The following is a 21288-nucleotide window of genomic DNA, read 5'->3' on the forward strand; positions in this document are numbered from 1 at the left end:
CCGAGGTTCCGGGCGGCCCGACAGCGGGCTAACCCCGAGAAAGACGCGCTCGGACCAGCGGATTCCCACCTGTTTGCCCCCGTTGATCCACCCAGGAACAGAGTTCTTCGTGCAAACATGAATTAATCAGACCTTCCCTAGCTGTCACGCTGGCCGGCATCCTAGCCTTAGTCGCCACCACAGTGCTGCCTTTGCAAGCGGTATTCGGGGAGGGCGGGGCGCGGCGGGACGTTGTGCGTCAAGAAGAGCAGAACCTCAAGGAGGCCCTTGAGCACGCGAAAGAAGCGGTGGACCATGGCAAACAGGGTCATGCTGAGACACTCCTGGCACATGCGGAAGCCGCGCTGCAACATGCCCTGAAGGGAGGCACGGATCATCCGCATGTGGCCGAAGGGATTGCACATCTGAAAGAAGCCATTGAGCATGGGAAAGCGGGCCATGCTGACGTAGCCACGAAACACGCAGAAACCGCTGTCATGCACCTGTCTCAGGGAAAGTAAGATAGTAAGGCAAAGAGGGTAGGTGAAGAAAAGGGAGTCAGCAACAGTGGGGGTGCTTAAGGGGTCTGACCCCTTTTATTCCTGATCGACCGCAATTCCAACCGTCCCTATCTCAAAAACCGCCAACTTCAACAGCTCCGCTTGATCCCCTGAACACTTCACAGAGAATCAAATTGGGGAAACCCAGCCGTTCTCTCGGCAACTGAGCGTCAAGCCATTCGGTATGGGGAGTACGCGTTCCCCGGAGGTAATCGACCCATACCGTCGTATCGAGAGTGAGGTTAAGGGGTCTGAGGTGGCCCGGATTTGACAGACACCTTGAAACGGGGAAAAGGGTGGGTGGGATGATCCCGACTGCGCGCGTCCAACGAGGGGAGTCTTCGACCGCGCGTTGCGCGAGCAAAGGGATCGTCCCAGCTACCCCGTTCCCTGCTAGATCGAATACTGAAAGATCGGCTTCGCCCCAATCGCCTGAGCCAGCACTCCACGGCGTTTGAGTTCTTCGAGAATCAGCCGAGTGGCTGCATCGAAGTCTACCGGACCTGAAAGTACGATATCGGTATTGGGCGGGACTTCCTCCGGTACCTTGCTCATATGAACGGCAACCACCGGGACCGGATGGACGAGCGTCCTGATAGCCTGTGCTGCTTCGACATAGGCCATGCCGAAAGGATTGGTCGTCGAGACCACAATTAACCCGGTATCGACAAGTAACCTCGCGACTTCTCCGTAGCGGCGAGCCATCTCTGTCGCCTGGCCTCGCTCCCCCTCCGAAAGATCTGCATCGAGCCCCCGTCGGAGATTCTCGCCATCGAGCAGGTATGCATGTCGGCCGTCCGCTACGAGTCTTGCTTCGATGGTTCTGGCAAGGAAAGACTTCCCCGTATGCCGCCCCCCGGTCACCAGCACTATGGCGGCCCGGTGGCCGTACTGTTGCGCGCGATCCTCGACGCCGACCTCGCCTTTCACCCAGGCGAAATCCCGTTGCCGCGCTTCTTCGCGGAGAAACTCCTGATCGTCACGGACCAACTCTGTCACGATCCCGCCGCCGGCAATGTCATACTCGTCCACGAGGACAAACCGGCCCGTTGCCTCAGACGAAACCGAGAGGTCAAATGCGACCGGCGCTTTCGTCCGAATCGTCAATTCAGCAACCTGGTTCTTATTCACGACCGCGCTGCCTTGCTGCTGCGCCAGATCCATCGTGTCGATGATTCGATGGATAGTGGCAATTTCACAATCGACTTCTTTCGTCGCCACTCTGAGCTGATAGCGCCTGCCCCGCTCCAACGGCTTCCGGCCCAGCCAGAATACGTTGGCTCGAAAGGCCGTCGATACCAGCGGGAGTTCATCTTGATGTGAGGCGATCTCTCCTCGTTCCACAAAAATCTGCTCGTCGAGCGTGACACCGACTGACTGGCCCGCATGGCCCTCGATCGGTGGAGGATCGATATTGAACGCCTCAATCGACTTGATCGTCGCCCGTTTGTTCGACGGTGAAAAGACCAGAGAGTCGCCGACCTTGACACGCCCGGCTGTGACGCGCCCTGTAATAATGCGGCGGGCATCGAACTTGTACACATCCTGAACCGGCAGGCGAAGCGGCTGCTCGGACCGCCCCGGCTCCTTACGAAAGGCACTGAGTGCGTCCAGCACGGTCGGACCGCTGTACCACGGCATTGACCCGCTCCGGTTGGCGATATTGTCTCCGAGTTTGGCACTGACCGGAATGATCTGCTGGGGAACCGCCTTGAACTGCCCGAGGAATTCCCGATATTCCTTTTCAATCCCGTCGAACACATCCTGCCGGTAACCGACCAGATCCATCTTGTTCACCACGACGGCAAACTGGCGGACGCCCAGGAGAGACAAGAGATAGCCATGTTTTTTGGATTGTTCCTTCACTCCCTCCAACGCATCGATCAGCAGCAACGCCCCTTCGGCCCTGGCCGCCCCGGAGATCATGTTCTTGAGAAACTCCTTGTGCCCCGGCGCATCGATGATGATGTAGTGCCGGCCCTTCCAGCCAAAGAAGGTCCGCGCCGTATCGATCGTGATGCCCTGCTCCTGTTCTTCAAGAAAGGCATCGAACAGGAACGCATACTCAAATTCCTTCCCCTGCTGCTGACAGATGGCTTGGACCTTTTCAAGTTTGCCATCCGGCAACGATCCCGTATCGGCATAGAGGCGCCCCAGCAATGTCGACTTCCCGTGGTCCACATGCCCAACAATGACGATATTCAGACTGTCCGATGGTTTCGAGATTGTTTCTGCCATTCCTAGACTCCAGAATGTTCAAACAGGCAGTCCAGCAAGGCCGCAGGGAGCCCAGCGACTGAGGCGTACCCTTGTGGTACGTCGCAGGGAGATGGGCGACTGAGAACGCCGCTGGATGCCTGTTTCAACATTCTGCCGCTACATGTAGCCATCTTTGCGAAGCAACTCCATCCCGCGCCCTTCGTCCTGTGCTCGACCCGATCGCTCTGCTACCGTCGTATGCCGCAACTCATCGATAATGTCGTCCACAGACTTCGCGGTCGACTTGATCGGGGTCGTACAGGGTGCACAGCCGAGACTGCGGTAACGGGTGCCGTCGCCTTTGTCGAGGTACAGATCCATGAACGGGATGTTTTCGAGCTTGATATATTCCCAAATATTGATTTCCGTCCAATCCAGCAGCGGATGGATCCGGATGTGGGTTCCCGGAGGAAAGGTCGTCTTGAATTGATCCCAGAGCTCCGGCGGCTGATCACGGAAATCCCAATCGCCGTGCTTGTCGCGCGGCGAGAAGTAACGCTCCTTGGCTCTCGTCCCTTCCTCATCTGCGCGCACTCCCAGAATGATACCTGTATAGCCCTTCTGCTCAATCAATTGCTTGAGCCCATTGGTTTTCAAAGCCGTGCAGCAGTTAACGCGGCCCAGCGTATGGTTCATTCCAGCCGCGAGCGCTTCCTTGTTCTGGCCCACGACTAAGTTCAGGCCCCACTCGCGGGCCATGCGGTCTCGATATTCGATCATGGCGGGGATTTTATAGCTTGTGTCGACGTGTAAAAGGGGAAACGGGACGTGGCTGAAAAAAGCCTTTCTGGCCAACCACAGCAGCACGGTCGAATCCTTCCCCATCGACCACAGCATCGCCAGGTTGTTGAAATGTTTATAGGCTTCTCTGAGGATATAGACGCTCTGATCTTCTAATTGACGAAGGTGTTGCACGGACTCAATCCTCTCGTATGCTCAATATGGTCGACCGGCTGCACCAATTTCCACCGGCTCCTGAGTCAATTCCTCCAGCTTTCGCGCCGCCGCCCCCTCTTCAATCGCACGTCGCGCCAGCGGCACACATGAGGCCCATGTCGCCCCCTTGCCTGCGGCATACAGAATCAACGATGCGTTCATCAATACCCAGTGGTAGGGTCCGCCAGGAACTTGATTGTGAAGAATCCGCCGGATCAGATCCGCTTCTTTCTCTCGCTGATCAGACGGAAAACCAGCCATATCGCGTGGTGTGCCCAGCGGCATCCCGACGTCTCTGGACGCGAACGAGAGAGGCGTAATCCTCTCATCTCGCAATTCCAGCACCCTGGTGATGCCTGCGACCGAGAGCTCAGGGTCGCCTTCAACGCCGCTCACCACCAACGCACGGGGGCAAGCCAGCATTCGCAATACTTCAGCCGTCTTTTCAAAATGGGGAGGATGGGATAGTCCGACGACCTGAGACAAGGCACGAGCCGGGTTCAAGAGCCTGGCTATAGGATGAAACACATTCCGCACCCCCAACTCTTGCCGCATTTCTAAAAAACGATAGACCGGAGGGTGGTAGAGGGCGATGTCCAGATAGGCAAATCCATGCCGTGCCACTGCCTCCGCCGCTTCTTTCGGCCCCATCTCAACCGGCAGGCCCAAGGCTTTGAAGACCCCGGCATTTCCTGCCCGGCCGGGAATCCCGTCATAGCCATGCATCAATACCGACGCGCCTGCCGACACCGCCACGATTGCGGCAGCAGCAAGAGCATGAAAGGTTTCTTGTTTGCCGGCGTAACTCGGCAGATCCACAACGCCGAGATCTCGCTGGATCGGGACAGGCGCCACATAGGAGCGCACGACTGCGGTCATCGAGGCCAGTTCGGTGACCGATTCCGTCTTGACCCGCATGGCAACGAGAAAGGCCCCCACCTGTGCCTGCGTGGCTTCCCCTTCAATGAGCGATTTCATCGCCCGTTTCGCTTCGTCCCAGGTGAGATCCTTGGCAGCTCTCGGCCCCTTCGCAATCTTGGCGATCAGATCCTGCATCGACATTATGAGGCCTTGTGTAACCCGCACTCGGTCTTGGTAAAAGTTTTCCACCGCCCCGCGCGGGAATCTTCGCCGGGCATCACGGGGCTCGTGCAGTATGTGCAGCCGATACTGGGATAGTTGCGGTCATGCAATGCGTTGTAAGGCACTCCATGGACACGGATGTAGGTCCAGACATCCTCCCAGGTCCACTGCGCGAGTGGATTGACTTTCGCTAACTGAAATTTCTGGTCCCACTCGATCAGCTTGGCATTGGCCCTCGTGACAGACTGGTCCCGCCTGATCCCGGTGATCCAGGCGTCGAACTCCTTAAGCACTCGCGTGAGGGGTTCCACTTTGCGCAACTCACAACATTGATCGGGCTGGCGCGTCCACAGGGCCTCGCCATACTGAGCCGCTTGCTGCTCCGGCGTGAGCAACGATTTCACCTGCATCACTTGTTGTGGCTGCAACCCGTAGCGCTCGATCACGCGATCACGCGTGGCATAGGTTTCGGGAAAGAGAAAATCCGTGTCGAGGTAGAAGAGTGGCACAGACGGATCAATACGGTGGACCATATCTACAAGCACAACATCTTCCGCCCCGAAGCTGCAGGCCAGAACAATCTTCGGCTCGTACCGTTCAATCGCAGCAGCCAGCACCTCTTGCGGCTGCCTTGCCTCGAACGACTCGCCCCACGCCTGTAGTTCTTCCGATGAGATATTTCCCATTGACTTCTTTCTACCTTCACTCACACCCCGTGCGGCGAGAAGGATGATTTCCAACTGCGCGCGTCCAACGAGCACTTTCCGAATGTGCGCGTTGCGCGAGCAAGGAAACATCCTTCTCGCCGCACTATTCCACTTTTTCGACCAAAATCCGATAGTGATCTGCGGCGGCTTCGAGCGGTTCCTGCACCAACAATTTATGCCCATCGTTTTTCAAGCTCAGGGGCACGTTCTTGATGGGTTCCCCCGCATCGAGCCAGACTTCCAATTGTTCGCCTGCATCCATCATTTCCAGTTTCAGCTTGGTCTTGACGTAATTCATCGGACAAGCCACTCCTCGTAGATCGTATACCGGCACGCTGGACGGGGCAGGTGCGGGAGCAGACAATACCGTAGGCGTAACCTCCTGTGCCACGCTGGTCGCAGCGCCTTCTGCCTTCCCCACTGGCGCCAATTTGAGATCTTTCCCCATCTGATCCGTGGCGGCACGACAGGCATCGACGAATCCCTTGGCAAAGGCCATCTTGTCGCGAGCCGATTCGCCCGTGGTGTCCTTCGGCCCTAAATCGCCGACGCTTTTCCTCAAGTCTCGATACATCGCGGGAACGATGCCTTTTTGCGCGATCCGGCTGTCGAATTCGATGAAGGTTTCTGCATCGGTCGAAGGTTCAAGCCCTTCCGTGACCAGCAACGCCTTGGCAGCGGCCAACACCGCGCGATACGACTTGTTCACCGAGACGGAATACTGATGGTTATCGACAAGCAGTTTCGCCTGATACAGCTCTTGATCGGCTTCCAGAATGCCGTTTTCAATCATTTCAAGTGCGCCGCCGGCACACTCACCGGGACCGAGGTCCTCCAAGACAAACTCGTCTTCCCCTTCCCAGTCATAGTAGAAGGTCGGATCATCTTGGAAAGACGGGACGATCGTGTAAGGGATCAATTCATCCTTGAGTTTGACCTTGCCGACGCGATCGATGAAGGCCGGCAGCCCTTCGCCGGATACACGGTCACGCCGATACACTTCAATCAAATGTGTGATGGCCGCTGACACACTCTTGGCCGGCAACTTGACCACCATCTGTCCGATCTTCGCCGTCCCGTCGACCCGTCCACCCAAATGCAATTCGTAAAATGGCGCAACGTGCTCGCCGATTCGTTTTCCCACTCCGTGCAAGCCGATCGTGGCGATATGGTGCTGCGCGCAGGAGTTATGGCAACCGCTGATCTTGACGCTGACATCTTTCAGATCCTCAGGAACCAACCCGGCCGGGAACACCTCTGCCAGGGCTCGCGCGAGCCCCTTGGAAGACGTGATCCCCAGACCGCACGTATCGGTGCCTGGGCAGGCGATAATATCTTCGACCAATTCGGCGCCGGGGTCGGCTAAGCCCTGTGAGGCCAAGTCATCATAGAGGTCGGCGATGCGCGACTCCGGTATCCATCGAATGACCATGTTTTGATTGATCGTCGTCCGAATGTTGCCGTTGGAGTAGCGATCCGCAAGATCGGCGATGTGCAGCATCTGTTCTGTCGTGAGATCGCCCATGAATAATTTCGTCACGGCGGCGACGTAGCCTTCCTGCTTCTGACGAACCACATTGGTGCGTCGCCACATTTCAAACGGCGTCTCCGGTCGCGTAGCCTGGTGGTGTCCATTGTTCTGCGCCGCTGATGGCTTCGCCCCATTCGACGTGGGCATGATCAGGTGGAGCGGCTCGTCAGGATAGGAGAGTAACTTGATCGGCTCATGGGTCGGACGGGCATGCCCCATTGAGACATACGCCTCTTCCCACCGACGTTTGAATTCCTCGAACCCCAGCTTTTCGATGACAAACTTCATCCGGGCTTTCGTGCGATTTTTTCGATTGCCCAAGGTGTCGAACACCCGAATCACGGCTTCCACACTTGGGATCAGCTCATCCATCGGCGTGAATTCCCGAAGAACCTGCGCGAGTCTGGGAGCTGACCCGAGACCGCCTCCTGCAACCATGCGAAAACCGACGGCTCCGTCCGCGCGCTTGGCTGCAAGAAGCCCGATATCGTGAATCGGCGTGAGCGCGCAGTCCTGCTGACAGCCGGAGAAGGCAATCTTAAATTTGCGCGGGAGACTCTGGTTGAGTGGATTCCTCAAGAGGTGGAGCGCGACGGTTTTCGCATAGGGCGTCACATCGAATACTTCCCCTCGGCAGATTCCGGCGAGATGGCAAGCTGTGACGTTACGCACCGTGTTCGCGCAGGCCTCTCTCGTAGTCAGGCCGACTTCCGCCAATCCACGCATAATGGCCGGCACATCCTGTAATTCGACAAAATGGAGTTGGATATCCTGGCGCGTGGTCACATGCCCGACACCAGTGGCATATCGCTCGGCTAATTCCGCGACCCGACGAAGCTGGTTGGACGTCAGTCCCCCGAAGGGGATCTTGATTCGGACCATCTGGACGCCGGCTTGTCGTTGACCATAGATGCCATATTGGAGCCGAAATGGTCTAAACAGATCGCTTGAAACATCACCGGAAACCAGGCGGCGGGCCTCAGCCTCGAAGGTCTCGATCTCTTCCATAATGGCAGGAGCAATAGGCTCTATGTTTATGGGCACTATGCTAGGTGGTGTGCGATTCATAGGTTGACCTCATATGTGGTACATCAACGATCGCTCTTGTTCGAGCAACCGTTGCTGCCCGGCTAGTTCTTCCACGCTTATGGCTTCGAGCACTCCTCGCTCAGCTCGATAGACCTGCTCCCATACCTTCCCAAGTAACAGTTCCTGTTTGTTCAGTCGTCGCGCTTCTGCCCGGTCAGCTCTACCTCTTAATGGCAGGAGCGGACCGTCGAGCGCTTCAAGAATCTCGACGACTGATACATCGGAGGGTTTCTTTGAAAGTATGTACCCCCCCTGCGCGCCGCGAAGGCTCGATACTAAACCGGCCTTCTTCATCCCGTAAAGGACCTGTTCAAGAAAGCGAGCAGGAATTGCCTGTCGTCGTGCGATCGATTTTGCCTGGACTGGTGCAGCCCCAAAATGCATCGCTAAATCGACTGCCGCCATGATTCCATAGGTTGCCCTGAGAGATACCTTCATACATGAGTATTCCGGTCGGAATTAAAATTCATTGCTCGTTTAATACCCCACGGAAGGCCTTCCTGTCAAGCCACCTGTCTCCAATGGGTAGCGCAAATTTTTTCTCCGGCCTTGCTTCAATGACAGTGAGAGGAATGTGAACAATTATTCTTCTTGAGCGTCTTTCCCATTGACACAATTTCTTAATAGGCGTAAGAGGAACCTACGGCCCATTCATTCGATCAGGGGTACCGGACAGAACGCGCGACTGTCAACGGGTGCCCCGCCAACTTTCTCAAGAGAGGAGGGTAGCGATGGATGACCTGACTCCACCTGGCCACACAGGCCCGCCGACTCGAGGGCGGGACTCTGATCGGTCGTGCTAGCCGGTTCTCCACTGGCTGTGCCGTTACGGCACAAAAATCCAAGAAGGTACAAGCCGCTAAAAGATGGAGAACTCGACGCTGGTGCGAGGAACACAAGCGCCTGGGACGTATTTTTGCTCCCCCGATCAGTTGTCCAATGCTCAAGCCGTCGCGCGGGCCTCAGTTTTACCTGGGCCGAGACAGTCTACATAAGAAATCTGGCGTCCTAAGCGCCACAACATGGGCGACCTCCCACCTTAGTGCAGGGTCGCCCATGTTGTTCTAGGCTTGCAAAGAGTCCCTCCCTGTTCTTTACGAACTTGCCCTTCCTCTCGAGCCCCCTTTAGAATACCGATCTAGACGTAACCCTCGGATGCAGTGATGTCCAACCAGGAGGTGGCGCCATGGGCCTTGCTGACAACAAATGTATCCCCTGCCGCGGCGGGGTGCCACCGGTTCCGCCCGATCGTGCTCAGACTCTATTGAAAGAGCTTGGCCGTGGATGGTCATTGAATGGACAAGGACATCTGGAACGGCTCTACACATTCGCCGACTTTGCTCAAGCGTTAGCCTACGTGAACAGGGTGGGAGCCGTGGCAGAAGCGGAGGGGCACCATCCTGATCTCTATCTCGCCTGGGGCAAGTGCAAGATCGAGATCTGGACACACAAGATCGACGGTCTGACGGAGAGCGATTTTTACTTGGCAGCCAAAGCCGATCGGGAGTTTGAGCCGTTTCGCGCGGTGGCTGACTAACCGTGAGCCGGATGGTTGTCGCATGACCTTACGAGGCATGAAATGAGCGACAAAGCCCAAGTGGCGCTCGTCAACATGCCGTTCAGCTACTCGAAGTTTCCTTCCATCCAGCTGGGAACCCTGTCCGCTCTGCTCAAGTCTCAACAGATCCCTGTCGACTGCCATCACCTGAACGTGCGATTCGCCTACCAGATCGGCGTCCCCCTATATGAAACGATTTGTGAGAAGCGGGGGCTCTTCGGTGAATGGCTATTTTCATACCTCTTATTCCGCGATAATCCGAAGCGCGCTGAGTATGCCCGCCTGTTCAAGCCGGTGTTTGAGCAAGTCACCAAGGAGAGCGGCTATCCAGCTTCATTTTTCGAAGACATGATGGAGAGGACTGCACCACAGTTCTTGACCTGGGCGCTGACTACCATCGACTGGGGCCGGTACAAGATCGTCGGCTTCACGTCGACATTCGATCAAAACGTCGCCAGCCTCACGATGGCGAAGTTGATCAAGGATCTCTATCCTGAAATTGCGATCGTCTTCGGCGGAGCGAATTACGACGGTGAGATGGGATTGGAATATTTCCGAGCTTTCCCCTTCATCGATCATGTCGTAATCGGAGAGGGAGAAGAGGCATTTCCGGCGCTGGTCCGAACGGTCTTGGAGGGAAGGGGCGACAAGGTACCAGACGGCGTTGCATACCGACAAGGCCACCAGATCCAATTCACACCGAACAGCTCCCTCTTTACCGACTTCACGAGCACCGGCCCCCCAGACTACGACGACTATTACCACCTGCTTGCCGAACTCGGTGAGGCGGCCCAGGGATTGGATCGTATCCTGCTCTACGAGGGTTCTCGCGGCTGTTGGTGGGGAGAGAAACACCACTGCACGTTTTGCGGGCTGAATGCCCAAAGTATGAAATTTCGCGCCAAATCACCGGAGCAGGTCTCGCAAGAGATGACCTACCTGTCCCAGAGATACGACACGGCACGTTTCCGCCTGGTAGACAATATCATCGACATGAAATACATCGACAGCCTGTTTGGAAAATTCGCTGCAGACCATTGCGATCTGGACATCTTCATCGAAACCAAGAGCAATCTCCACAAGAGTCAGATTCGCACGTTAGCTGCCGGGGGTGTGAAATGTATGCAGCCAGGGCTGGAAAGTCTAAGTCTTCATCAGCTCCAGACGATGGATAAGGGCGTGACCCCGATGCAGAATATTATCTGCCTCAAGTGGAGCGCCTATTACCACATCACAGTGTCCTGGAATATCTTGCTCGGGTTTCCCGGAGAAACCAATGAGGACTACCGGCGGCAAATCGAACTTCTTCCATCATTGTTCCATCTGCAGCCGCCGGAGGGGGTCGGAAGATTCTGGCTGCAACGCTTCAGTCCCTACTACAGCAGGCCCCATGAGTATGGTGTCCGCATTACCGGTCCTGGGATTGCCTACGAGTATGTCTATGACGCCCGACAGGTTGACCTGAGCAAGATTGCGTACGATTTCGAGTATGAGCTAGACAATTGGAATGTGGATCAACAGGTATTCCAAGAATTGGTCGCCCTGGTGGAGGAGTGGCAACGATTAGCCGGTTCGAGTGATCGACCGTTTCTGTACTATTCGAAGGCTATGGACTATGTCACAGTCTACGATGGTCGAAACCCAAAGGCGCCAATACGGCGGCGCTTCGATTGGCCTGCGGCTGAAATTATCGAGGTCTGTAACGAAACGGCCAAGAGCCCTGACCAGATCCGTACCCTGTTGGCACAGCGGCTGCACATGAATGGAGGCTACGATGAAGAGATGAATCAGGCCCTTGGGGTATTAACAGCTGCACGAATCCTCTACGAAGAACGTGGGAAATACTTTACCCTCGCCGTTCCAGAACACTCCTACCTCTAGCTGATTGGCACACCAGCCCGTCACATCGAGAGCTTCTCAGCTACATTGCGCATCTGGACTCCGTGCGCCAGCGAAGCACCACCTCGAATGGCACAGGCAACATGGGCAGCTTCCGTCATTTCTTCGATATTCGAGCCTTTTTCAAGGGAGGCTTGCGTGTAGGCATCAATGCAGTAGGGGCATTGAACGGCATGGGCGACGGCGAGGGCAATCAGGGACTTTTCCCTCTCGGTCAGAGCCCCTTCAGCAAACACAGCGCTGTAGTACGCCATGAATTTTTCCCAGAGATCTTTGTTGCCCTTACCCATCTCGGCGAACTTTCCCAGGTCGTGGGGATGATAATAGGTCTCCATCCGTTACTCCAAATTATGAATGCTAAATTTTGAATGTTGAATGATCGTGCGCCGTTCATTCATAACTCACAATTCCTCACTCCACTTTGCACGAGTGCTAGGCGTTGCTGGGCGGTTCAGAATCCGCCCGCATGAGCACCTGCGAAAATCGTGTGCCGACGATCCCAGTCACTTTTGCCATAAGGTCTGTGACTTCTTGCCACTCCCGCGGCGGAAGATCTTGTTTGAGTTGAGGATGGATCGCCCATTGAGCATCGACTTGTGTGCCCTTTCGGCTCACGAGCACCCGTAGCAGCTCCACTTCCTTGATGTGTGATTCGACATCCGCAGGTTGGGATCTATTTCCGTTTGATTCTCCCGATGGGGACGTTGAACGTGCCATATCGCCAATCTCCTTCCATCCTGTCGGTAGAATCATACCGCATCGCCATTCTATCTGTACATCTGCTGAATGGCTTCCGGGGCCAGCCGAGACAGTTCGGCCATCTGAATCGTCTGATGCGAGCGCAGCGGAATTGATGCCTTACGCCTTATGAAGGAGTTGGGTCTTCTTGAAGCAAGTCGAGCATGGCCTGATGGATCGGCCCATTGCTTGCGACCAATTCTTGCCCATAAATCGAATGGGGAGCGCCTTTGAAGTCCGTCACCGTGCCGCCGGCTTCTCGCAGAATGACGACTCCAGCTGCCATGTCCCAGGGGTTCAGTGTCACTTCCCAAAACCCATCAAACCGGCCGGCCGCAACATAGCACAGGTCCAGGGCTGCCGTTCCTGTTCGACGTAATCCCTGCACTTTCAATGCGAATCGTGCAAAGTGATTCAAGTTATTGTTCGTGGTCTCGCGAATGTTGTAGGCAAATCCCGTTACGAGGAGTGCACGATCGAGATGGTCTGTTGTGGACACAGAAATGGGAATCCCATTGAGGTAAGCCCCATGGCCCATTTGCGCGGTAAAGAGTTCGTCTCGAGTCGGGTCGTAGACTACCCCGATAATCCCACGTCCGTCGCATTCCACCCCGACGGAGACACAGTAGGCCGGGAACCCATGGGCGAAATTTGTTGTGCCATCGAGCGGATCGATCACCCATTTGTAACGGGATGGACAATGCTCGCTCAGTCCGCGTTCCTCGGCAAGGACAGGATGATCCGGGAAGGCGGCGTGGATAACGTCGATGATCTGTTGCTCTGCCTGATGGTCCGCGTTCGTGACAAGATTGATGGTCTGCTTTAGTTCAATGTGGAAGCCGTTGCGCGTACATTCCGCTAGAACGGCTCCTCCCTGTCGAGCTGCGTCGGTGGCGACTGAGAGGAGACTGTCGAGAGGGACATCCTGACCTGACGGTAAACCCATAAGGCAGCATCATAGCACGAGACTGTGTGCCACCCAGGTGTCTTGATGGGGGGATCGACCGAACAGAACGCAATCGTGGCAAGCATGGAAACGTTTTAAAGCGATCATGCCATACAAGTCTTTATTGCAACTTTCTCTATTGACTTGCTACGAAAGCAATGCTATAAAGCAAGCATGCTTCATCCTGGGGCAAGTGCATGGAAGAACTCACCGATATATTGGTTGGGCTTGAACAGCGAATCAGCGCGTACAAGAACCGTCTGCAAGAGCTCGAAAAGAAACGTCGTCGACTGGACGACGAAATCGCCACGATCAAAAAATACTTGGAATTGGCGGAAACCCTCTATCGTGTGGAAGCCGATAAAGCCAAGCTCGCCAGTCTCTCTAGTCAATTCTATTCCGACGAAAAAGGTGCTCGACAGCGACCGAATACGGATGTCACCGACCAGTCGAGAGAAATCCTCATGGGGCGGAGCAAGTATTCGGGGAAAAGCGTGTCGGAAGCGGCATACGAAATGCTCCGCGAGGCGAACCGCCCGATGCACGCAAAAGAACTTGTGCAGCGGTTGGTTGAGGGCGGGCTCCAGATCAAGGGGAAAACGCCACTGACCTCAGTGGCCACCTCATTGAAACGGGACAAGCGGTTCAAGAAAGTGGGTCCCAATACGTTCGAAGCATTGGAACAGTCTTTGATCCACGCAGTGTAGTGTGTCAAGTGAGTGAGACCTCAAAATGCACGAAGGGGGGTGAGAGTCTTGGCGACGAAGAAAGCAGCAAAGAAGAAGAAGAAGTAGTCCCCGCCTTGATTCTAGCGTCGGGAGCGAGGCTACTTGCTCCCGACGTTAAGTCACATCAGAGTCACCTGCACGTCATACAACATCACGCCAGTTCGGCAAACCTGCGCGCTAGCATTCTATGCTAGGAGCCTAAGGAGAATGCGTGTTATCAGGAAGCTTGGAGGGCCACCAGTGATGCGAATCGCGGTGCGGTCATGGCAGAACGATGCCCAGACACAGCGACTGTATCGCCAGTATTGAGTAACACCCAGCTGTCGGGGTGAGTGAGAATCTGCTGAACGAGACGCGTGTGTAGCGCATGCCCCGAACGCTCGGCGAGCAAGTGTCCAATAAACGGTACTCCGAGCAACGAAAAATCTCCGATCAAGTCTAGGATCTTATGACGCACGAACTCATTGGCAAAGCGAAGGCCCGACTCATTAACAATACCGTCTTGAGAGAGCACGATCGTATTGTCCAGATTGCCCCCCTTCCCGAGCCCGCGCGCCCAAATGGCTTCCACCTCTTGCATGAACCCAAATGTCCTGGCATCCGCAATCTCATGCTCAAAAGCATGGGCTGAATGCTCATAGCCGTAGGTCTGAGTCTGGATCAAAGGATGATTGTAGTGGATGGAATACGTGATTTTGGTGGTTGAGGACGGTTCGATGCGAACTCGACGTGCCCCATCCACGACTTCAAGAGGCCGTGTGATTTTCAGATAGGGTTGCCGCCGGCTTTGAGACACAATTCCCACTGACCGAATTAAGCGAACAAAGTGTCCCGCGCTGCCGTCCATGACGGGAGCCTCACCGGCAGTAAGCTCAACATACACGTTATCGATATCGAGCCCGGCCAATGCTGCCAGGACATGCTCAATCGTCTGTACTTGAAACCCGTTGCCGCTGATCGCCGTACAGAGTTCCGTAGGCACCACATGTTCAATGGAAGCTGCGAGAGAGGCTCCGTCCTTGCCGTTCCGGTTTATGAAAACAACACCGGTATTTGGTGCGGCAGGCCTGAGCGTGAGGGTAACGGACTGTCCGGAGTGCAACCCAACTCCTACACAACTCACTGCAGTCGCTAAAGTTTGCTGAGCCCTCACAACGTCACCTCGATAAAATTCATGTGGAAGCATCAGCAACTCGTGTGCCAGCGCGAATTGTTACATAAGCACAATATAACATATTGATTATACAATTTAATCTATCTTCTGTGGCAACATAAAGTCATGTTGTAAAAATCTAACACTTGTGACTTTTACAATAGTTAGCGAACTGAAATTCATGTCCTTATTCGTCGCAGCCACCAGGACTCACATGGAGTCGATCACGAGATTTTGCAGGAAAGGTCGCTAAAATACCCCCCCCCTGTCCTGGCGGACCCCAATCATTATGGCCGAGGGTCCAACTCGATCAAACCCTTCCGAATCGCCAGGATGGCTGCCTGCGTACGATCGTAGACTTGTAGTTTATGGAAAATATTGCGCACGTGATTTTTGACGGTCTTTTCGCTCAGATCCAAGTGATTGGCAATTTCCTTGTTCGTCTTGCCGTCTGCCACCAAGCGTAGCACCGTGATCTCTCGTTCGCTCAGATCGTGCTCGACCCATCCAGGCTTTTTCCCTTTCTTCTGAGACATGAGGGAAAACTCCGCCAAGATCTTGCTCGCCACAGATGGATGGATCAGTGATTCGCCCTTATAGATTGCCCGTATTGCAGCGAGGATCTGCGAGGACTCTGAATCCTTTAAGAGATAGCCTGTGGCACCGGCGCGCACCAAATCGAAAATGTATTGCTGCTCGTCATACATGGTCAGGGCCACGATGCCAATGTGAGGGAACTCGCGCTTGATTTGTCTGGTCGCCTCGACCCCACCCATCCGGGGCATGCTCACGTCCATCAACACGACGTCAGGAAATAAGGTCTTCACCTTCTCGACAGCCTCCATACCATCCTGAGCCTCGCCTACGATATGAATGTCGTCTTTCATCTTGAGGATTGCGGCCAGCCCCTCGCGTACGACGCGATGGTCGTCTGCGATAAGCACCTTAATCTTCTCCATGGGTCTTCCTCTCCTTTTTATCCAGAGGGATGTCCACAACGATGGTCGTGCCATGCCCTTTTTGGGACTCTATCTTGCCCTCACCGCCCACGAGCCGAGCCCGCTCCAGGATTCCACGAATGCCGAAGTGATCCCATTTGTCGGGATCGCGCAGCACGGTGTCCATGTCGAATCCCACGCCGTTGTCCACGATGGTGACGCGGAGGAGCTTGGGGTCGATGTCCAGCCTCACGGTGACCCGAGTCGCTTTCGCATGTTTCTCCACGTTACTGAGGGCTTCCTGCACAATGCGAAACAGGAAGATCTTCGTACGCGGGAACAAGAGCTGTTCATCGCCGGATACATGGAACTGGGTCTTGATGTGATACTGAGTCTCATACGAGGTGAGATAGTTGGTCAGGGCAGGGAGCAACTCCATCTTCTCGTAGTGGAGCGGGCGGAGATTGAAGATGGCTTGCCGCGCTTCATGAATGGCCAGCTTCAGTTGTGCTTTGCTTTCGCGCAAGGCGGCCAGGCTGGCTTTCGGATCTTTTCGAATCAGTTGTAGACTCAGGTCCAGCTTGAAGTTTACCCCGGCCAGATTCTGCACGAGGCCATCGTGCATTTCGCAGGCAATACGCGTCCGTTCATCCGTCACCGCCACACCTGTCTCCTTGACATAAAGTCGATAGAGCGACTGGTATTTATTCAAGGATTTCTCGATCTCTGCCGTGGCTCGGATGCGGGCTTCGATGAGTTCCCACATGAATTTAGCACTTGCCCCGCCGATGATGGTGACGCCCATCTGGTGGAAATCTTGGAGCGACTCCCAGACCTTCGCGTTCCCTGACACGTCGATGAGGAGGTCTACATGTTCAAGGTCTAGGAGCTGCCTGTAATCGCGGGTGACAGGAATATTGAGCCGCCTCGCCAGTGCAATGCCAGGAGCGTTGGCCTTGATTTCCGCCACGCCCACAATCTGGACTAGCGGATCTGCCGCAAAGACCTCCATCAGCGCCGTGCCGCCACGGCCCGCCCCGATGATCGCGACATGCGTGGCGCCCGATGTTCCGGTTTTGCGCAATCGTCTGGGAGATAGGGCTTGGGTTGTCGGCATCTTGACGCCTTCTCGTTCAGAAATTGTACCCTGTTGTGGACCGACGATGCGCGGAAGGGCATGAAGAGCAGGATGAGGGGGGAGGAGGGACCTACCGCCCTCACCGCTCGCGTCGTTGCTGGGCCAACGTTCTCAGCTCATCCATGAACTGGTCGATGTCTTTGAACTCACGATAGACCGACGCAAAGCGAACATAGGCGACCTGATCCAATTGATGAAGCTCCTTCATCAACTCTTCACCCACGATCCGACTCTCGATTTCGGTTTCCCCCATTTCCTGAATACGTTTCTCAATGCGATCCGTCACGGCTTCGATGGTGGCAGTACTGATCGGCCGTTTTTCGCAGGCCTTCTTGAGGCCGGCGAGAATTTTTGTACGGTCGAACGACTCCCGGCGGCCGTCCTTTTTGACCACCATGGGAAGAATCTCATCGACGCGTTCGTAGGTGGTATAGCGGCGCTTGCAGCCGAGACACTCCCGGCGGCGGCGAATCACCTCGCCTTCCTTCGCCATGCGCGAGTCGACGACCTTATCTTCGAGTTCATCGCAGAACGGACATTTCACAGGCGGTTATCCTGCCCCGTCTGATGTGGATTTAGTAGGTATGAAAAAACGGGAAACGGCTGCAAAGCGCTTTGGCCTGAGTGCGGATTTCTTCGAGCATCGCAGGGTCTTGCCGATGCTGCAGCACCCGGTCAATCAAGCCCACAATCTCTTTCATCTCGGCTTCCCTCATCCCGCGGGTAGAGACAAGCGGAGTTCCCAGCCGAATGCCACTGGCGACGGCCGGCGGCTTTTCGTCGTAGGGTACAGCATTCTTGTTCACGATAATGCCGGCAGCGTCCAGTGCTGCATCCGCCTCTTTACCTGTAATACCTTTATTGGTCAGGTTCATTAACATGAGATGAGTATCCGTGCCGCCTGACACAATCTTGTACCCATGGTCGAGGAGTCCTTGGGCCAGCACTTTCGCGTTGGCGATCACCTGTTGCTGATACCGCTTGAAACCGGGCGAGAGGGCTTCTTTGAAGGCGACGGCCTTCGCTGCGATCACATGCATAAAAGGCCCACCCTGTATACCTGGGAAAATAAACTTGTCGACCGCTTTGGCATGCTCAGCCTTGCACATCACGACACCGCCTCGTGGCCCGCGGAGGGTCTTATGAGTGGTCGTGGTGACAAAATCTGCATAGGGGACAGGATTCGGATGGAGCCCGGCAGCGATCAACCCGGCAATGTGGGCGATATCAACCAGCAGATAGGCGCCGACCGACTTCGCGATCTGTTGGAATCGCGGAAAATCGAAGGTGCGCGCATAGGCGCTAGCGCCTACGACGAGCATACGTGGACGGCATTCCTCCGCAAGCTTCTGCACCACGTCATAGTTGACGGTTTCAGTCTCACGGTCCACGCCATAGGAAAACACACGGAACAGGATCCCTGAAAAATTGACCTTGCTGCCGTGCGTGAGGTGGCCGCCTTGGGCGAGGTCCATTCCCAGGATAGTGTCTCCTGGTTTCAATACAGAGAGATAGGCTGCCATATTGGCCTGGGATCCTGCGTGCGGCTGTACGTTTACATGTTCCGCACCGAAGATCTGCTTGCAGCGCTCAATGGCGAGATTCTCTACCGTATCCACATGCTGACACCCGCCGTAGTAGCGTTTCCCCGGATACCCTTCGGCATACTTGTTGGTCATGAGGGATCCCTGGGCGGCCAGGACGGCGGGGCTGGCGAAGTTCTCCGAAGCGATCAAAATGAGTTTGTCGCGTTGCCGCTCTTCTTCGGCAGCCATCGCGGCATACACAGCCGGGTCTGCCGTTTTGAGCGCATCCAGCGAACCAATCACATCTTTCATGAGAGATGATTCTCCTGTTAGGCCTCTGCAGGGGCCTCTTCAGCTTCCTGTTTCTTGACAACATGGATCACCACAGCTGCTGTCACATCCCGAGGAAGCTTGATCGGCACGGTGAAGGTGCCGAGTTCCTTGATTGGATGGTCCAGTTGGATCTTGCGCCGATCCACCGTAAATCCCTGTTCCAGCATTTTCTCCGCAATGTCTTTGACTGTGACCGACCCGAACATCTTGTCGTCCTTACCGACCTGCGCCTGTATCGTCAGAGACAAGGCTGAGATACTCTTGGCATGGGTTTCGATCTCCAGCTTTTCCTTCTTTGCCCGTTCGCCTGCTACCCGCTTGATATGCTCAAAGGCTTTGATACTGCGACTATCAGCCAGCACTGCTTTCTTGCGGGGGATAAGGAAGTTCCGAGCATACCCGTCTCTCACGTCAAGCAAATCACCGAGATGTCCGACCCCGTCCATCGTTTCTTGTAGAATAACCTTCATGCCTCTAACTCCTTCTGTTGGAAAGGGAAAGAGGATACTGAGGGGCTAGTAAAAAGTCAATTCACGATGTGCATGTGATAGTACATGGCCTTGGTTGCCAAGCCATCGCGAATTCTGAGAACACACAATTATGGCAGGCTGGACAGGTATAAGAAGCCGACCGTATGATGGCGAACGGATAATACGAAGGACTTTCCAGGGATTTCATGACCGCACGAGACCTGATTGAGACGTGGGCGCTTCGGATTGAGGCCGAACAGAAATCGGCCAGTAGCACGACGCCCGACCAGCCGATTACTCAGGTGGCATGCCGACTTGTCGACACCATCGGCACGCTTCATCTATATGAGCTGACGCTTCCGCATGGGACATCTATTGAACATGACACTCCCTGCTCGATTATCCCTCACGATGACTTGGAGCCGACCGAGGGCATCGTGCTTGGCGGACAAGGGCATGTGATCCTTATGCAGACATTCGATGCCATTGGACAGTCCTGTACCGAGGCGACCGTGATTCCCGATCGGGCGGGGCGCCTGGTGACCTCGGCCAAGCGGCTGCGCGACATAATCGCACAGCCGGACTCCTATCGCCTCGGCCCGGCAGACCGCCTCGCTCCATTCCTCGGAGCGACAAGGGGAACGGAGGAAATTTCTGTGACGAGCGCAGGATCGTCGGCTCTCACGACAGTCTGGGATGACGATCTCTCCCAGCGCAGACAACGATTAGCCTCCCTGGCGATTGAGTTCATTCTCACCAATAAACGCACGCTGGTCGTTTGTCCCAATCACCAGACAGCAGACTCATTTGTCGGGGCAGCCGCCCGAGCCATAATAGCCGCAGGCCTCAAACATCAGACCTGGGTAAGTCGCTACGAAATTGCATTAGCCCAGCAGGTCGAAGGCATCGGGATTCATGAGCTGGGGTTCGAAGCCCAGATGGATCAGTTCTATACCAAGTCGCGTGCGGATAAGGCTGCACTTAGGCGTAAGTACGAACGGTTTCGAGAGTTGACACCGGTGCTGGCGTATAAGGGGCAGAAGCAAAAGGACCTCGATGAGGTGCGTCTCTTGGAATGGCGATTGCTGACACAGATCAGCGACTTACAAGCCAAGATCAGCGAGGTCCAAACCACACTGGCTGAGTACGAGAATCTGCCACTCTTCCAACGACTCAGCCTGCAGGCTGTCGGGAAAAATGTCGATTCTCTGCAGCAATACCTCCAGCTGTACGAAAGTCAGTGCGCCGAACTGCGGAAGGAAGTCGATGTCGCCAAGGTGCGTATCGCTGAACTTGTACCGGAGGCTGCTGTGCCGAAAGATATGCGGCCGGAGTTTAGCGATCTGAAGGAAGAGATCACCCGGCTTGGCGGAACGAAAAAGATCCGGGAATTGCTTGCTGCGGAAGAAGACACAAACCGCCAAGCGTTTCTTCAGAATAGACGGGTCCTGGTGACCACAGCATCGCGGGTGCTCAATGATCCTCTGTTCAGTCGAGTCCGGTTCGATGTCTTGATCGCCGACGAGGCACCGTGGATCGCAGCGGCTCCCCTACTCGGCGCCGCCGGACTTGTCCGCGAGCGGATTGTCATCAGCGGGGACCGGCGCGACATCGAGGCAGCAGGGCTCTGGAGACCACGCGAATCGCAGATCCGGTGATCGAAATGCGCTTGCTTGACGAGGGCCTCAAGAATTCAGGATAATCAGCTTCCACCTCG

General features: G+C 55.4%; 20 protein-coding genes. 5 read left to right on the plus strand and 15 right to left on the minus strand.

Translation table 11 applies throughout. The features are described from left to right. Positions 1–185: 185 nt before the first annotated feature. Complete coding sequence (locus HZB34_10995) at positions 186–500, plus strand: hypothetical protein (GenBank protein MBI5316488.1); 315 nt, start codon at positions 186–188, stop codon at positions 498–500. 432 nt (positions 501–932) lie between these two features. On the opposite strand, the gene HZB34_11000 is transcribed toward HZB34_10995, so the two are convergent. From HZB34_11000 to HZB34_11025, 6 genes are all read right to left on the minus strand, one after another. Beyond that, complete coding sequence (locus tag HZB34_11000; protein MBI5316489.1) at positions 933–2777, minus strand: adenylyl-sulfate kinase; 1845 nt, start codon at positions 2775–2777, stop codon at positions 933–935. Positions 2778–2915: 138 nt separating this feature from the next. Further along, complete coding sequence (locus HZB34_11005; GenBank protein ID MBI5316490.1) at positions 2916–3713, minus strand: sulfate adenylyltransferase subunit 2; 798 nt, start codon at positions 3711–3713, stop codon at positions 2916–2918. 21 nt (positions 3714–3734) lie between these two features. Further along, positions 3735–4796, minus strand: coding sequence for an anthranilate phosphoribosyltransferase (locus HZB34_11010; protein MBI5316491.1), 1062 nt, complete (start codon positions 4794–4796; stop codon positions 3735–3737). Further along, a complete protein-coding gene (locus tag HZB34_11015; GenBank protein MBI5316492.1) occupies positions 4796–5503 on the minus strand; it encodes a phosphoadenylyl-sulfate reductase in 708 nt (235 codons plus the stop codon). The genes HZB34_11010 and HZB34_11015 overlap by 1 nt, the downstream gene beginning before the upstream one ends. A 124-nt stretch (positions 5504–5627) precedes the next feature. Then, the gene (locus HZB34_11020; GenBank protein ID MBI5316493.1) at positions 5628–8123 is read right to left on the minus strand and encodes a sulfurtransferase TusA family protein; all 2496 of its coding nucleotides are present in this window, start codon (positions 8121–8123) and stop codon (positions 5628–5630) included. Between the two features lie 9 nt (positions 8124–8132). Further along, positions 8133–8582 (minus strand): Rrf2 family transcriptional regulator, encoded by a 450-nt coding sequence (locus HZB34_11025; GenBank protein MBI5316494.1) that lies wholly within the window; start codon positions 8580–8582, stop codon positions 8133–8135. A gap of 748 nt (positions 8583–9330) precedes the next feature. On the opposite strand from HZB34_11025, the gene HZB34_11030 reads away from it, so the two are divergent. Beyond that, on the plus strand, positions 9331–9681 hold the full coding sequence (locus HZB34_11030) for a 4a-hydroxytetrahydrobiopterin dehydratase (protein MBI5316495.1): 351 nt from the start codon (positions 9331–9333) through the stop codon (positions 9679–9681). Positions 9682–9723: 42 nt separating this feature from the next. Further along, on the plus strand, positions 9724–11583 hold the full coding sequence (locus HZB34_11035) for a RiPP maturation radical SAM protein 1 (protein ID MBI5316496.1): 1860 nt from the start codon (positions 9724–9726) through the stop codon (positions 11581–11583). Positions 11584–11603: 20 nt separating this feature from the next. Here the strand turns inward: HZB34_11035 and HZB34_11040 are convergent, their stop codons facing one another. The 3 genes from HZB34_11040 to HZB34_11050 form a co-directional block, all read right to left on the minus strand. Continuing rightward, positions 11604–11936: a carboxymuconolactone decarboxylase family protein gene (locus tag HZB34_11040; GenBank protein ID MBI5316497.1), complete on the minus strand. Its 333-nt coding sequence runs from the start codon at positions 11934–11936 to the stop codon at positions 11604–11606. A 97-nt stretch (positions 11937–12033) separates the two neighbouring features. Further along, positions 12034–12318, minus strand: coding sequence for a hypothetical protein (locus tag HZB34_11045; protein ID MBI5316498.1), 285 nt, complete (start codon positions 12316–12318; stop codon positions 12034–12036). Between the two features lie 148 nt (positions 12319–12466). Beyond that, positions 12467–13285 (minus strand): inositol monophosphatase, encoded by an 819-nt coding sequence (locus HZB34_11050; protein MBI5316499.1) that lies wholly within the window; start codon positions 13283–13285, stop codon positions 12467–12469. Positions 13286–13482: 197 nt separating this feature from the next. Here HZB34_11050 and HZB34_11055 point away from each other — a divergent pair, with 197 nt between their 5' ends. Then, a complete protein-coding gene (locus tag HZB34_11055; protein MBI5316500.1) occupies positions 13483–13992 on the plus strand; it encodes a winged helix-turn-helix domain-containing protein in 510 nt (169 codons plus the stop codon). A gap of 238 nt (positions 13993–14230) precedes the next feature. Here the strand turns inward: HZB34_11055 and HZB34_11060 are convergent, their stop codons facing one another. From HZB34_11060 to HZB34_11085, 6 genes are all read right to left on the minus strand, one after another. After that, entirely contained in the window at positions 14231–15199 is a 969-nt protein-coding gene (locus HZB34_11060) for a UDP-3-O-acyl-N-acetylglucosamine deacetylase (GenBank protein MBI5316501.1), read from the minus strand. Positions 15200–15453: 254 nt separating this feature from the next. Next, the gene (locus HZB34_11065) at positions 15454–16125 is read right to left on the minus strand and encodes a response regulator transcription factor (GenBank protein ID MBI5316502.1); all 672 of its coding nucleotides are present in this window, start codon (positions 16123–16125) and stop codon (positions 15454–15456) included. Continuing rightward, positions 16112–17221, minus strand: coding sequence for a hypothetical protein (locus HZB34_11070; GenBank protein MBI5316503.1), 1110 nt, complete (start codon positions 17219–17221; stop codon positions 16112–16114). Before HZB34_11070 ends, HZB34_11065 begins: the two co-directional genes overlap by 14 nt. Before the next feature lie 100 nt (positions 17222–17321). Further along, positions 17322–17786 (minus strand): transcriptional repressor NrdR, encoded by a 465-nt coding sequence (gene nrdR / locus HZB34_11075; GenBank protein ID MBI5316504.1) that lies wholly within the window; start codon positions 17784–17786, stop codon positions 17322–17324. Between the two features lie 31 nt (positions 17787–17817). Further along, entirely contained in the window at positions 17818–19080 is a 1263-nt protein-coding gene (locus HZB34_11080; GenBank protein ID MBI5316505.1) for a serine hydroxymethyltransferase, read from the minus strand. Positions 19081–19097: 17 nt separating this feature from the next. After that, positions 19098–19571, minus strand: coding sequence for a 50S ribosomal protein L9 (locus HZB34_11085; protein ID MBI5316506.1), 474 nt, complete (start codon positions 19569–19571; stop codon positions 19098–19100). Between the two features lie 206 nt (positions 19572–19777). On the opposite strand from HZB34_11085, the gene HZB34_11090 reads away from it, so the two are divergent. Then, positions 19778–21229, plus strand: a complete 1452-nt coding sequence (locus HZB34_11090) for a hypothetical protein (GenBank protein MBI5316507.1) — start codon at positions 19778–19780, stop codon at positions 21227–21229. Positions 21230–21288: the final 59 nt, after the last annotated feature.

The sequence above is a fragment of the Nitrospirota bacterium genome (assembly GCA_016219645.1).
Classification (GTDB): domain Bacteria; phylum Nitrospirota; class Nitrospiria; order Nitrospirales; family Nitrospiraceae; genus Palsa-1315.